Genomic DNA, 17,630 nt, shown 5'->3' on the forward strand with positions numbered 1-17,630 from the left:
CTATTTGCAGACATTGATGAAGTAAACACTATTTTGGATGATTTTGATGGTACTTCGGAGAATTTATCTCTTCCTGTTAGAGGTATTCGTGATCGTGTTGAAGAATTTGCGCTCGAAAAGGGCATCACTGTAGGAGCATTATTGAATTCGATATTTGCATACACATATTCCCGCTTTGTTGGCACTGATAAGGTTTACTACACTTTCACTGAACACGGTCGTCATGAAGAATACAATAAGGAATCTTTAGGAATGTATGTCCGTACAATTCCTCTATTGGTTGACTGTAAGGATGACTCAGTTGAAAACTTCTTAAGTTACTTCTCTGAGTTGAACTTAAATTCAATGATAAACAGTGTTTATCCATTCAGATTGCTTGCTAGTGAATATGATTTAAACAATGATGTCAGTTTCGAATATAACTTTGACTTAAATGATGTATCTCATGTAGAAAATGAATTAATCGTTGGATCTGTGCCTGATTTGGTATCTGATATTTCATGCATCGTAAATGATTTGGATGATGGATATCTTGTTAATTTAGAACATTCCAACAGATATTCACATGAAACTGGCGTTCGTTTTGTTGAAGCATATGCCGAAATATTAACACAAATAGTGGATGTGGAAAAATTATCAGATATAAATTATGTTTCCGTGTCTGATTTGGAGATTTTAGATTCTATTAATCAAACTGAACATTCTTTGGTGCATGAGGATATTTTAGATGCATTTAATGAAAATCTCAACAAAAACCCAGACAATGCTCTTGTGTCTTATTTTGATGTGTCTTACACTTATTCTGAAGGAGCATTTATAGCAAACAAACTTACTGATACATTAAGGAATCTTGGTGTTGAATCTCAGGATAAGGTTGCTTTCCTTGTTGAACGTTCTGAATTGTACATGTTCTGTGTTTTAGGTGTGATGTCTATGGGTGCTATTTATGTTCCATTAGATGATAAACATCCAGATGACCGTATACAGTTCATATTGGAAGATACTCGGGCTAGTGTTCTTATCGTTGATGATAATACTTATGAGCGTGCTGAATCATTAACTGATGATGCAATCCTTTTAAATATTTCTGATATAATGAAAGAAGATGTTGGAACTTTAGATGAATTACCTGTTGTTTATGGTGATTTGGCTTGTATCTTATACACAAGTGGTACAACAGGTATTCCAAAAGGTGTTAAAATCACTAGAAAATCTGTTCTTAACTTATCTGAATTTTATATCAGAAAATACGGCTTAAGTGAAAATGATATTTATGCTCTATTTGCTTCTATTGGTTTTGATGTGGCAATGAAGGCTATTTTCCCAACAATATGTTCTGGTGCATGTTTAACCGTTATTCCTGATGCAATCAAATTGGATATGGCTTCAATGAATGATTACTTCATGAAATATGGTGTAACACACACGGAAATATCTACACAAGTGGCCAAACTATTTATAAGTCAGGTTGATGAAACTTCATTGAAAGTTTTAACAACTGGTGGTGAAAAACTTGGCGAAAGTGAAATAAATGTTGATTATCGTTTTGTAGATTCATATGGTCCGACAGAGGCATGTGTTGATGTTACCAGTATTGATTCAGATGAGAGAATTGATTCATCATCTATCGGGTTCCTGCTTGACAACATCAAGGCTTATGTATTGGATAATGATTTTAGACGTGTTCCTGTTGGTGCAGTTGGTGAATTGTACTTGGCAGGTAATCAAATAGCAGATGGATACCTGAACCGTGATGAAGAAACAACAAAAGCTTTCCTTGAAAATCCATTTGAAGATGGTGAAGATTATGGTGTGATGTATCGTACTGGTGATATGGTACGTGTATTGTCTGATGGGTCTCTGGGCATTGTTGGCCGTCGTGACAGTCAGGTTAAAATCAGGGGAAATCGTGTGGAATTATCTGAAATCGAAGCTGTTATACGTGAAATAGATTACATTGATGATTTGACTGTTCAAACAATTAAAAACGGTACAAACAATGAACTGGTTGCTTATGTGGTTGTATCTGATGAATTTGATGGTGATGACCTAAAACAGGACATCTCTAATTATGTTGATGAGCGTAAACCTAAGTATATGATTCCTTCATTTGTTATTGAATTGGATGAGATTCCATTGAATGTAAATGGTAAAGTTGACAAGCGTGCATTGCCTGATGTTGATATGGATAGTTTACGTGTGGAGTATGTTGCTCCTACCACTGAAGCTGAAAAATTAATTGTACATGCATTTGAAGAAGTCTTTAATCAAGATAAGATTGGTGTTTATGATGATTTTGTTAATCTTGGTGGTGATTCATTAACTGCAATTAAAGTGCTGTCTTATCTTGGCGACTATAATGTTACTGCGACGGACATCTTGAGCTTACGAACTCCATTTGCAATTGCTGAAAGCATTAAAGAAGATACATTGGATTTGGATATTTACACTTTAGAAAATGGTTGTCCTTTAAATGAGCCTCAATTGAATGTATACCTTGATATAGTTGCAAATAATAAATTTGATATCTATCTTATTCCAAGTATTATGGAAATAGGTAATGAATATGATATGGATAGTATATTAAATGCATTGGATGTAATATTGGATGTTCATCCAATTTTAAGTACATGCATAAGTGATGATAATGAAATTCCTTATTTGGTAAAAGGACCAAAACCGTCTATTGAATTTAAATCTGATGTGGATGATGATTATATTATAGAATTTTTAATTAAACCATTTGATTTGTACGATAGTTTGTCTAGGTTCCTGGTTGTTGGAAATGATGAGGGTTATTCGTTATATTCTGTTTTCCATCATATAATCTTTGATGCATTATCTGATGGAGTATTTAAAAAAGATTTACAAACAATCCTTGATGGTGGCAGTGTTGATATTGATGATTCCTTCTTGAAAGTTTCTGCATTCAGTCAACAAATACAGGAAACAGATGAATATTCTGATGCTAAAAGCTTCTATGATAGAATGCTTGCGGATGTAGATGAAGTAAGTGGACTATTGGATTGTGCTGATGGTGATGGTTTGGGCATTATTCAGTTGAATTTGGAATTGGATTTAACTCAGTTCAAGTCATTCTTAAGAAAATGCAAAGTTAGTGAAAATGTACTGTTCACCGGTGTGTTTGCTTACACATTATCCAGATTTACAGGCAGTGACAGGGTGTCTTTCAATGTTATCGAGAATGGGCGTGGCAGATTCAACAATTACAATGCAATCGGTATGTATGTAAACACATTGCCTATGCTAGTTGACTGTAAAGACTGGAATGTTTCTGATTTCATGGAATATATGTCTGATTTGGTATACGATGTAATGAAATATAATTATTATCCATTCAGATTGCTTGCAAAAGAATATGGTATTGATTCAAGCATATTATTCCAATTCATACCGGAATGGATAGAAAGTGATGATACAAACTACAGTGAATTTGAATCTATGCATGAGGATAGCGGATCTGAAAAAATAGATGAGTTAATTAGTGATTTAGGTATTGATATTATTCAAAAAGGCGAGTCTTATTCGATATGTCTTCAATATTCAGCTAGGTATTCTGAAGATGTGATGAATAGGTTTGCGGAATCTTATAAATCTATACTGTCACAAATAATCTGTGTTGATAAGTTAAGTGAAATCAATTATGTTTCAGATTACGATTTGGAACTTTTAGATACATATAATCAAACAGAACATGCTTTGAAATATGATGATATTTTGGATGCATTCAATGACAATCTTTCAGATAATCCGGATAATGCTCTTGTATCATATGAGGATGATGTATATAGTTATGGTGAAGGAGCATTCATTGCTGATAAACTGGCTAAAACTTTAAAGGATATGGATGTTGGTGAACAGGATTGTGTTGCTTTCCTTGTTGAACGTTCTGAACTCTACATGTTCTGTGTTCTAGGTATTTTGTCTGCGGGTGCGGTTTATGTTCCTTTAGATGATGCTCATCCAGATGATCGTATACAGTTCATATTGGAGGATACTGCTGCTAAAGTTCTGATTGTAAGTGATGAAACTTATGAACGTGCCAGAATGCTGATTAGTGATGATGTTGTTCTTTTAAATATTTCCGATATGATGAAAGAAGACATAGGCACTTTGGATGCTTTGCCTGTTTGCTATGGTGATTTGGCTTGTATTTTATATACTAGTGGTACTACTGGAGTTCCTAAAGGTGTTAAAATTACAAGGAAATCTGTATTGAACCTGTCAGAGTTCTATATCCGAAAATATGGTCTTGGTGAAGATGATGTGTATGCATTGTTCGCTTCCATTGGATTTGATGTGGCAATGAAAGCGATATTCCCAACAATCTGTGCTGGAGCATGTTTAAGTGTAATTCCTGGTGATATCAAACTGGATATGAACGCAATGAATGAATACTTCATTAAGCAGGGCGTAACACACACGGAAATATCAACACAAGTAGCCAAACTCTTCATAAGCCAAGTTGACGAAACTTCATTGAAAGTTTTAACCACTGGTGGAGAAAAGATGGGTGAAAGTGAAATTGACGTGGAATATCGTTTCGTAGATTCATATGGTCCGACAGAAGCATGTGTTGATGTAACCAGTATTGATCTGGATGAGAGAATCGATTCGTCATCTATCGGTTTCCTGCTTGACAACATCAAGGCTTATGTATTGGATGATGAGTTCAGACGTGTTCCTGTTGGTGCAGTTGGTGAATTGTATTTGGCAGGTAATCAAATAGCAGACGGATACTTGAACCGTGATGAAGAAACAGTGAAAGCTTTCCTTGAAAATCCATTTGATGAAGGAGAGGACTATAGGGTGATGTACAGGACAGGAGATATTGTAAGGGTTCTGGCAGATGGTTCTTTAGGTATTGTTGGTCGTCGTGACAGTCAGGTTAAAATCAGGGGAAATCGTGTGGAGTTATCTGAAATTGAAGCGGTTATACGTGAAATGGACTTCATTGAGGATTTGACTGTTCAAACAGTTAAAAATGGTACTAACAATGAATTGGTTGCTTATGTTGTTGTATCTGATGAATTTGATGGTGATGGCCTTAAAAAGGAAATTTCTGCTTATGTTGGTGAACGTAAGCCTGAATATATGGTTCCGTCATTTGTTATTGAATTGGATGAGATTCCATTGAATGTAAATGGTAAGGTGGACAAACATGCGCTGCCTGAAGTCGATGTTAAAGAATTGCAAGTGGAGTATGTTGCTCCTACAAATGAGATTGAAAGGATAATTGTTGAGGCATTTGAGCTTGTATTTGACCAAGAAACTGTTAGTTTGTATGATGATTTTAATCGTCTTGGTGGTGATTCAATTAAATCCATAAGGCTTATTTCATTGCTTCAAAAAGAGGGTATTAATTGTGCTGCTAAGGATATTTTAGATTATAAGACTCCATATGCTATTGCTCAAATTATTGAGGATAAGGTGCAAGTTTCTTATGATGCTGTTGAAGGTCCTGTTGATTTATTACCTATTCAGAGTTATTTCTTTGATAAAGTCCATAAGAATGATTATACTCAGTCTTTTATTGTTAAATCTCTTGTTGATTTGGATGTTGGTATTTTGCAAAGTGCGTGGGATGAGTTATCTAATCTTCATGATATGTTGAGGGTAAGTTACAGTCTTGAAGATGGTGTTCCTATTCAGGAGGTCCTGCCATTGAATACCCGGGTATGTGAGATTAGGGAATTTGTTGTTGATGGTGATTTAGATCAGAATATTGCTGAAATTCATGAAAATGCCGTTAATTCACTTGATATTTATAATAATAGGATGATGGATATTAGTTTGGTGAGACATGATGGTGAGTCTTATGTTATTTTTGTTCTACATCATTTGATTGTTGACGGTGTAAGCTGGAGCATTATATTGGATGATTTAACTCATATATACAATAATCTGGTTTCGGGTAATGAAATTGATATTTTAAGGCCTTATCCGTATAAAAATTGGGTTGAAGATGTCAAAGGTTTATTGGATGATATTTCTGTTGAAGAACGTGAGTATTGGATGGAAATTAATAATCAATTGGATGATTTGGATATTAAAGGTAAATCTAGACCTTTCATCTTTAATATTGAAAATGCTGTGTATGATGTTGATAATATTTTGATGTTGTCTGAAGAGGAATATCTTGCATTGGCCATTGCACGTGCATATAAAAAGACTTATGATAGGGATATAATTTTCAATCGTGAATCTTATGGTCGTGAAGAGACTTTGGCTGATGTTAACAGAACAGTTGGATGGTTCACTTCAGAATATCCAGTTATTGTAGATGTTGGTAATGAGTATGATTATGTCTCTTTGATGGAGGATGTTTATAAGATTAAGAAAGCATTCAATGAAGTTAAAAAATTAGGTTTAAATTACTCTTCATTGATTTATACTGCTAATGAATTGGAGTTTAAGCATTGTCCTGTAACTTTCAACTTTTTAAGCGGTGCATTTGAATTCAAAAATGAGTTATTTGAATCATATGCTCCTAAGATATCCTTAGATGATTTAAGTAAAATGGGGTCTTCTGATGATGATTATTATGGTATTGATTTGAATATTAGGCGTGAAAATGATGATTATATTGTATCTGGTAATTGTGCAGAAGGCACATATATTGATAACGCATTAAATGAGTTTATAAGCAATATTAAATGTGAATTAGAATTTATTGGCGGTTATGGAATTGAAGACGGTATTGTCTGCTGCTTATCTGAATCCCAATTAGGTATTTATTTGGATGAAAAAGTCAACGATAAAGGTATAGCTTATGCCTCACCAGGTCTTGTTGAATGCAGTTCAGACTGTACTGTTGAAGATATGAAAAATGCTATCAGGGCTTTAATTGATAAACATCCTATTTTAAAAGGACGTATTGTAAATGGAGATGGTTTCCCTCTTATTGTTTGTGATGGTGTCCCTGAAATTGAGGAGATTTTTACTGATGATTATGGAAGTCTAATTAAAGCATTTAATTTTGGTGAGTGTCTTTCTTATTTCTATATTAATGATTGTGAAAAGGTCATATTTTACAATGTTCATCATATTATTGGGGATGCAACTACTGATTCAATAATAGTTGAAGACTTGCTTGCGGCTCTTGAAGGTAAGTTGGATGATGAAGTTGATTTAGGATTTGTATATGATAGTACTGATTCATTTAAATCTAAATTTGAACCTATTTATGAATCTGCACATGAATTCTTTAATAACCTATTTGCAGATATTGATGAAGTAAACACTATTTTGGATGATTTTGATGGTACTTCGGAGAATTTATCTCTTCCTGTTAGAGGTATTCGTGATCGTGTTGAAGAATTTACTTTTGAAAGGGGCATTACTGTAGGTGCGTTATTGAATTCGATATTTGCATATACATATTCCCGCTTTGTTGGCACTGATAAGGTTTACTATACTTTTACTGAGCATGGTCGTCATGAGGAGTATAACAAGAATGCTCTGGGAATGTTTGTTCGTACAATTCCTCTATTGGTTGACTGTAAGGATGACTCAGTTGAAAGCTTCTTAAGTTATTTCTCTGATTTGAACTTGAATGCAATGATAAATAGTGTTTATCCATTCAGATTAATCGCAAAGGAGTTTGATTTGAATAATGATGTTGGTTTTGAATATAACTTTGATTTAAATGATGTATCTCATGTTAAAGATGAATTAGTCGTTGAACCTGTAGGTGATTTAGTTTCTGACTTTTCATGTGTCATTAATGATTTGGATGATGGATATCTTATCAGTTTGGAACATTCGGATAAGTATTCTCATGAAACAGGTGTTCGTTTTGTTGAGGCATATTCTGAAATTTTAACCCAAATTTTGGATGCTGAAAGACTATCTGATATTGAATATGTTTCCAAATATGATTTGGAGATTTTGGATGATATTAATAAAACTGAACATGCTTTGGTGTATGATGATATTTTGGATGCATTCAATAATAATCTTTCAGATAATCCGGATAATGCTCTTGTATCATATGAGGATGATGTATATAGTTATGCTGAAGGAGCATTCATTGCTGATAAACTGGCTAAAACTTTAAAGGATATGGATGTTGATGAACAGGATTGTGTTGCTTTCCTTGTTGAACGTTCTGAACTCTACATGTTCTGTGTTCTAGGTATTTTGTCTGCGGGTGCGGTTTATGTTCCTTTAGATGATGCTCACCCTGATGATCGTATACGATTCATTTTAGAGGATACTAATTCTAAGGTTGTCATTGCCAGTGATGGAACTTATGAACGTGCTAAATTGTTAACTAATGATTCAGTCATCTTAAACATCTCAAATATATTGGGTGATGATATTGGAACATTGTCTAACTTGCCGATAGTTTATAATGATTTGGGTTGTATCTTATACACTAGTGGTACTACTGGCCTTCCTAAAGGTGTTAAAGTTCCTAGAACTGCTTTTGTTAATCTGTCTTCGTATTATGTTAGAAATTATGGTTTGACTAGCGACGATGTTTTCGGTCTTTATTCATCAATTGGTTTTGATGCGGCTTATAAAGCGATATTTGCAGCAATTTATGCTGGAGCATGTTTGGATGTTATTCCAAATGATGTAAAACTTGATACGGATGCATTGAATAATCACTTCATCAAACAGGGCATAAATCATGTTGATATTACCACACAAGTTGCTAAATTATTAATTTCTCAAGTTGATCATATTCCATTGGATGTTTTGTTCACTGGTGGTGAGAAGTTAGGTGAATTTAATGAAGAGATTGATTGTCGTTTTGTTGATGGTTATGGTCCTACAGAAGCTTATGTTGAGGTTTCAACTGTTGATGTAGCAGATAGAATTGATTCATCGTCTATTGGTCATCTGGTTGACAATATCAAGGCTTATGTATTGGATGATGAATTCAGGCATGTTCCTGTGGGTGCTGTTGGTGAACTGTATCTTGCAGGTAATCAGATTGCGGATGGTTACTTGAACCGTGACAAAGAAACTAATAATGCATTCTTGAATAATCCATTTGAAGATGGTGAAGATTATGGTGTGATGTATCGTACAGGTGATATGGTACGTGTATTGTCTGATGGATCTTTGGGTGTTGTTGGCCGTCGTGACAACCAAGTTAAAATCAGAGGAAACCGTGTGGAACTATCTGAAATCGAAGAGACCATACGCGAAATGGGATATATCGATGATTTGACTGTTCAAACAGTTAAAAATGGTACTAACAATGAATTGGTTGCTTATGTTGTTGTATCTGATGAATTTGATGGTGGTGACCTTAAAGAGGAAATCTTTGATTATGTTGGTGAGCGTAAACCTAAGTATATGATTCCTTCATTTGTCGTTGAATTGGATGAAATTCCATTGAATGTAAACGGTAAAGTTGACAAGCGTGCATTGCCTGATGTTGATGTAGACAGTTTACGTGTGGAGTATGTTGCCCCTACCACTGAAGCTGAAAAATTAATTGTACATGCATTTGAAGAAGTCTTCAATCAGGACAATATTGGTGTTTATGATGATTTCACTCATCTTGGTGGTGATTCATTAACTGCAATTAAAGTGCTGTCATATCTTGGCGACTATAATATTACTGCGGCGGATATCTTGAGCTTACGCACTCCATTTGCAATTGCTGAAAGCATTAAAGAAGATACATTGGATTTGGATATTTACACTTTGGAAAGTGGTTGTCCTTTAAATGAGTCTCAATTGAATGTATATTTGGATATAGTTGCAAATAATAAATTTGATATCTATCTTATTCCAAGTATTATGGAAATAGGTAATGAATATGATATGGATAGTATATTAAATGCATTGGATGTAATATTGGATGTTCATCCGATTTTAGGCATGTGCGTTAGTGATGATAATGATGTTCCTTATTTGGTAAAAGGAGTCAAACCATCTATTGAATTCAAATCCTATGCGAACGATGATTATCTCATGGAATTTTTAACAAAACCATTTGAATTATACGATAGTCTGTCCAGGTTCTTGGTTGTTGGAAATGATGAAGGTTATTCATTATATTCTGTTTTCCATCATATAATCTTTGATGCATTATCTGATGGAGTATTTAAAAAAGATTTACAAACAATCCTTGATGGTGGCAGTGTAGAAGTTGATGATTCATTCTTAAAAGTTTCTGCATTCAGTCAACAAATACAAGAAACAGACGAATATGCTGATGCTAAAAGCTTCTATGATAGAATGCTTGCGGATGTGGATGAAGTAAGTGGATTATTGAACTGTGTTGGTGGTGATGGTCCTGATGTTATTCTATTGGATTTGGAATTAGATTTAACCCAATTCAAATCATTCTTAAATAAGTATAATGTTAGTGAAAATGTACTGTTCACCGGCGTGTTTGCTTACACATTATCCAGATTTACCAGCAGTGACAATGTCTTTTTCAATGTTGCTGAGAATGGGCGTGGCAGATTCAACAATTACAATGCAATAGGAATGTATGTAAACACATTACCAATGTTGGCAGATTGTAAAGACCAAAATGTCTCTGATTTCATGGAATATATGTCTGATTTGGTATATGATGTAATGAAATATAATTATTATCCGTTCAGATTGCTTGCAAAAGAATATGGTATTGATTCAAGTATTTTTTTCCAATTCATGCCGGAATGGATAGATAATGATGATACAGACTACAGTGAATTTGAATCTATGCAGGAGGATAGTGAATCTGAAAACATAGAGGAGTTAATTAGTGATTTAAGTATTGATATTATTCAAAAAGGCAGGTCTTATTCGATATGTCTTCAATATTCGGATAAATATTCCGGAGATGTGATGAATAGATTTGCTGAATCTTATAAATCAATATTATCACAAATAATCTGTGTTGATAAGTTAAGTGAAATTAATTATGTTTCAAAATCTGATTTGGAACTTTTAGATACATATAATCAAACAGAACATGCTTTAGATTATGAAGATCTTCTGGATGCATTCAATGACAATCTTGCCAAATATCCGGATAGCAATCTTGTATCATATAATGAGAATGTTTATACTTATGCTGAAGGTGCATTTATTGCTGATAAGCTGGCCAATACATTAAAGGATTTGGGTGTTGAAAAGCAAGATTGTGTCGCATTCCTTGTGGAGCGTTCAGAGTTATATATGTTCAGTGTTTTAGGAATTTTGTCTGCGGGTGCGGTTTATGTTCCTTTAGATGATGTGTATCCTGATGATCGTATACGATTCATTTTAGAGGATACTAGTTCCAAGGTTGTCATTGCCAGTGATGGAACTTATGAACGTGCTAAATTGTTAACTAATGATTCAGTCATCTTAAACATCTCAGATATATTGGGTGATGATATTGGAACATTGCATAGCTTGCCGATAGCTTATAATGATTTGGCTTGTATCTTATACACCAGCGGTACTACTGGCATTCCGAAAGGAGTAAAGATAACACGTAAATCAATTGTTAATTATGTGGATTATTATATCAATAAATCTGGCATGAATCACTGTGATGTCTTTGCGTTATATGCTTCCGTAAGCTTTGATGTAGGTGCTGTAAAAAGTATTTGCGCACCATTTTATTGCGGAGCTTGTCTAACAATTGTTCCACAGGATATTAGATTAGATATTAAAAAATTAAATGAACATTTCATTAAAAATGGTGTTACACATGCCCATCTCCCTACTCAAATATTTAAATTATTTATTAATGAAATCAAGGATACTTCATTGAAAATTTTAGTAACTGGTGGGGAGAAGTTAGGTGAAATTAACCCTTCTGTCAATTATTCAGTAGTTGATTCTTATGGTCCAACAGAATGCTGTGTATCAGTAACTGCCATTGGAATAAAAGATAAAATAGACATATCATCAATCGGTTATTTATTCAACAATACTAAAGCATATGTTCTTGATAATGAAAACAGGCGTGTACCTATTGGTGCCGTTGGTGAATTATGCATTTCAGGTAATCAGGTAGCTGATGGTTATTTAAACCGTGATGAGGAAAATGCCAAAGCATTTATTGAAAATCCATTCAGTGATGAAGAAGGGTATAAAACTCTGTATCGTACAGGGGATTTGGTAAGGTTGTTGCCTGATGGTTCTTTAGGTATTGTTGGTCGTCGTGACAGTCAGGTTAAAATTAGGGGAAATCGTGTGGAGCTATTAGAAATTGAAGCGGTTATACGTGAAATGGACTTCATTGAGGATTTGACTGTTCAAACAGTTAAAAATGGTACTAACAATGAATTGGTTGCTTATGTTGTTGTATCTGATGAATTCGATGATGATGACCTTAAAGAGCATATATCTGCTTATGTTGGTGAACGTAAGCCTGAATATATGGTTCCGTCATTTGTTGTTGAATTGGATGAGATTCCATTGAATGTAAATGGTAAGGTGGACAAACATGCACTGCCTGAAGTCGATGTGGACAGTTTGCGTGCGGAGTATGTTGCTCCTACAAATGAAACTGAAAGGATAATTGTTGAGGCATTTGAACTTGTATTTGACCAAGAGGCCGTTAGTTTGTATGATGATTTTAATCGTCTTGGTGGTGATTCAATTAAATCCATAAGGCTTATTTCATTGCTTCAAAAAGAGGGTATTAATTGTGCTGCTAAGGATATTTTAGATTATAAGACTCCATATGCTATTGCTCAAATTATTGAGGATAAGGTGCAAGTTTCTTATGATGCTGTTGAAGGTCCTGTTGATTTATTACCTATTCAGAGTTATTTCTTTGATAAAGTCCATAAGAATGATTATACTCAGTCTTTTATTGTTAAATCTCTTGTTGATTTGGATGTTGGTATTTTGCAAAGTGCGTGGGATGAGTTATCTAATCTTCATGATATGTTGAGGGTAAGTTACAGTCTTGAAGATGGTGTTCCTATTCAGGAGATTCTGCCATTGAATACCCGGGTATGTGAGATTAGGGAATTTGTTGTTGATGGTGATTTAGATCAGAATATTGCTGAAATTCATGAAAATGCCGTTAATTCACTTGATATTTATAATAATAGGATGATGGATATTAGTTTGGTGAGACATGATGGTGAGTCTTATGTTATTTTTGTTCTACATCATTTGATTGTTGACGGTGTAAGCTGGAGCATTATATTGGATGATTTAACTCATATATACAATAATCTGGTTTTGGGAAATGAAATTGATCTTTTAAGGCCTTATCCATATAAAAATTGGGTTGCAGATGTCAAAGGTTTATTGGATGATATTTCTGTTGAAGAACGTGAGTATTGGATGGAAATTAATAATCAATTGGATGATTTGGATATTAAAGGTAAATCTAAACCTTTCATCTTTAATATTGAAAATGCTGTGTATGATGTTGATAATATTTTGATGTTGTCTGAAGAGGAATATCTTGCATTGGCCATTGCACGTGCATATAAAAAGACTTATGATAGGGATATAATTTTCAATCGTGAATCTTATGGTCGTGAAGAGACTTTGGCTGATGTTAACAGAACAGTTGGATGGTTCACTTCAGAATATCCGGTTATTGTACATGTTGGTAATGAGTATGATTATGTCTCTTTGATGGAGGATGTTTATAAGATTAAAAAAGCATTCAATGAAGTTAAAAAATTAGGTTTAAATTATTCTTCATTGATTTATACTGCTAATGAATTGGAGTTTAAGCATTGTCCTGTAACTTTCAACTTCTTAAGTACAGAATTTGAATTCAGAAACGAGTTGTTTGAATCATATACTCCTAAAATATCTTTTGAAAATGAAATAGAATTTGAAGCTTCTGATGAAGATTATTATGGTATTGATTTAAATATTACACGTGAAAACGATGAGTATGTTGTATCTGGTAATTGTGCAGAAGGTACATATATTGATAATGCATTAAATGAGTTTATAAGCAATATTAAATGTGAATTAGAATTTATTGATGGTTATGGAATTGAAGACGGTATTGTCTGCTGCTTATCTGAATCCCAATTAGGAATTTATTTGGATGAAAAAGTCAACGATAAAGGTATAGCTTATACTTGTCCGGGTCTTGTTGAATGCAGTTCAGACTGTACTGTTGAAGATATGAAGAATGCGATTTTGACTTTGATTGATAAGCATCCTATTTTAAAAGGTCGTATTGTTGATAAGGGAGATTTACCATTAATTGTTTGTGATGGTGTCCCTGAAATTGAGGAGATTTTTACTGATGATTATGGAAGTCTAATTAAAGCTTTTAATTTTGGTGAGTGTCTTTCTTATTTCTATATTAATGATTGTGAAAAGGTCATATTTTACAATGTTCATCATATTATTGGGGATGCAACTACTGATTCAATAATAGTTGAAGACTTGCTTGCGGCTCTTGAAGGTAAGTTGGATGATGAAGTTGATTTAGGATTTGTATATGATAGTACTGATTCATTTAAATCTAAATTTGAACCTATTTATGAATCTGCACATGAATTCTTTAATAACCTATTTGCAGATATTGATGAAGTAAACACTATTTTGGATGATTTTGATGGTACTTCGGAGAATTTATCTCTTCCTGTTAGAGGTATTCGTGATCGTGTTGAAGAATTTACTTTTGAAAGGGGCATTACTGTAGGTGCGTTATTGAATTCGATATTTGCATATACATATTCCCGCTTTGCAGGTAGTGATAAGGTTTACTATACTTTTACTGAGCATGGTCGTCATGAGGAGTATAACAAGAACGCTCTGGGAATGTTTGTTCGTACAATTCCTCTATTGGTTGACTGTAAGGATGACTCAGTTGAAAACTTCTTAAGTTATTTCTCTGATTTGAACTTGAATGCAATGATAAATAGTGTTTATCCATTCAGATTAATCGCAAAGGAGTTTGATTTGAATAATGATGTTGGTTTTGAATATAACTTTGATTTAAATGATGTATCTCATGTTAAAGATGAATTAGTCGTTGAACCTGTAGGGGATTTAGTTTCTGACTTTTCATGTGTCATTAATGATTTGGATGATGGATATCTTATCAGTTTGGAACATTCGGATAAGTATTCTCATGAAACAGGTGTTCGTTTTGTTGAGGCATATTCTGAAATTTTAACCCAAATTTTGGATGCTGAAAGACTATCTGATATTGAATATGTTTCCGAATATGATTTGGAGATTTTGGATGATATTAATAAAACTGAACATGCTTTGGTGTATGATGATATTTTGGATGCATTTAATGATAATCTTTCAGATAATCCGGATAATGCTCTTGTATCATATGAGGATGATGTATATAGTTATGGTGAAGGAGCATTCATTGCTGATAAACTGGCTAAAACTTTAAAGGATATGGATGTTGATGAACAGGATTGTGTTGCTTTCCTTGTTGAACGTTCTGAACTCTATATGTTCTGTGTTCTAGGTATTTTGTCTGTGGGTGCGGTTTATGTTCCTTTAGATGATGCTCACCCTGATGATCGTATACAGTTCATATTGGAGGATACTGCTGTTAAAGTTCTGATTGTAAGTGATGAAACTTATGAACGTGCAGGAATGTTGGTCAATGATGGAGTTGTTCTTTTAAATATTTCCGATATGATGAAAGATGATATCGGTACTTTGGATGCTTTGCCTGTTGTTTATGGTGATTTGGCATGTATATTGTACACCAGTGGTACTACTGGAATTCCTAAAGGTGTTAAAATTACTAGGAAATCTGTATTGAACCTGTCAGAGTTTTATATCCGAAAATATGGTCTTGGTGAAGATGATGTTTATGCATTGTTCGCTTCCATCGGATTTGATGTGGCAATGAAAGCCATATTCCCAACAATCTGTGCAGGAGCATGCTTGACTGTAATTCCGGGAGATATCAAACTAGATATGAACGCAATGAATGAATACTTCATTAAGCAAGGCGTAACACACACGGAAATATCCACACAGGTGGCCAAACTCTTCATAAGTCAGGTTGATGAAACTTCATTGAAAGTTTTAACAACCGGTGGAGAAAAGCTGGGTGAAAGTGAAATTGATGTGGATTACCGTTTCGTAGATTCATATGGTCCGACAGAAGCATGTGTGGACGTAACCAGTATTGATTCAGATGACAGAATCAATCCGTCATCTATCGGTTTCCTGCTTGACAACATCAAGGCTTATGTATTGGATGATGAGTTCAGACGTGTGCCTGTCGGTGCAGTTGGTGAATTATACTTGGCAGGTAATCAAATAGCAGACGGATACCTCAATCGTGATGAAGAAACAGTGAAAGCTTTCCTTGAAAATCCGTTCGATGAAGGAGAAGACTACAAGGTAATGTACAGGACAGGAGACATTGTGAGAGTCTTGCCTGATGGTTCTTTAGGTATTGTTGGTCGTCGTGACAGCCAGGTCAAAATCAGAGGAAACCGTGTGGAGCTGTCAGAAATCGAAGCGGTCATACGTGAAATAGACTTCATCGAGGATTTGACTGTTCAAACAGTTAAAAATGGTACTAACAATGAATTGGTTGCTTATGTTGTCGTATCTGATGAATTTGATGGTGATGACCTTAAAGAGGAAATTTCTGCTTATGTTGATGAGCGTAAACCTAAGTATATGGTTCCGTCATTTGTTGTTGAATTGGATGAGATTCCATTGAATGTAAATGGTAAGGTGGACAAGCGTGCACTGCCTGAAGTTGATGTTAAAGAATTGCAAGTGGAGTATGTTGCACCAACCACTGAAACTGAAAAACGCATTGTTGAAGCATTTGAAAGGGTATTTAATCAGGATAAAATTGGTATCTATGATGACTTCGTTCGTCTTGGTGGTGATTCATTAACTGCAATTAAAATAATCTCAATCTTGTCTAAATATGGTATTAGTGTTAACGCCCAGTTTATTTTTGATAATAAAACTCCTTATCATATTGCAAAATTCATTGATGAAGGCAATGATGAATATGGATTCTATCTGGCCAAAGAAGGTACTGCAGATCAAAACATGTTTATACTGCCTCCATGGGACGGAACATCTGTGGTATTTTCAGAATTGGTTGACAATCTGGAATTTGAAGGTAATGTTTATCTTATTGATGACTTTAAATTTGATTTAACAATCGATGAAATCAAAAACACTGACCATAATATGACATTTGAAAAATACTGGAATGCAATCAAAGACATCTTTCAGGATGGGGACATTATAGCCGGATATTCATTAGGTTGTCTTTTCGCAATTCTGATTGTCGAAAAATTGGAAAAAGAGAAGAAAATAGAAAAATGTGTCTTAATCGACGGTACATTAGACTTCTACAGTGATGACCTTCCGGATAAGGAAGAGGCATTAAATATTATTAATGGACTATATGATCTAGGCTTTGACGTTGATAAGTTAGGATCAGAAGACCATGATGAGTTAATTGATAAAATGGCGGAAATAATCATTGTAAACTCTATATGGGACTTCCCAGCTGCAAAAATCGAGGATACTCCGGTAATTTATCTGGCTAGTGAACATGAAAATGAGGACAAATTGGCAAATATCGCAAGAAATTGTGAATTCATCTTCATTGAGGATTGTGATCATACAGCAATTATTACAAGTGATGTTGATAAAATTGTCAAATATTTAAAATAATTAAATAATTCCAGTAAATTAAGCTGAGGATTTCA

1 protein-coding gene (running past one end of the window) is annotated in these 17,630 nt (G+C 34.2%); it reads left to right on the forward strand.

Translation table 11 applies throughout. From position 1 onward, the window contains the following. On the forward strand, positions 1–17,595 hold the 3' portion of the coding sequence (locus TL18_RS03680; RefSeq protein ID WP_067041491.1) for a non-ribosomal peptide synthetase. The gene continues 14,853 nt to the left of window position 1, outside the view; 17,595 of the gene's 32,448 nt are visible here — the last part of the coding sequence; its start codon lies beyond the left edge, outside the window; the stop codon is at positions 17,593–17,595. Positions 17,596–17,630 lie beyond the last annotated feature (35 nt).

This window comes from Methanobrevibacter sp. YE315 (assembly GCF_001548675.1).
Classification (GTDB): domain Archaea; phylum Methanobacteriota; class Methanobacteria; order Methanobacteriales; family Methanobacteriaceae; genus Methanocatella.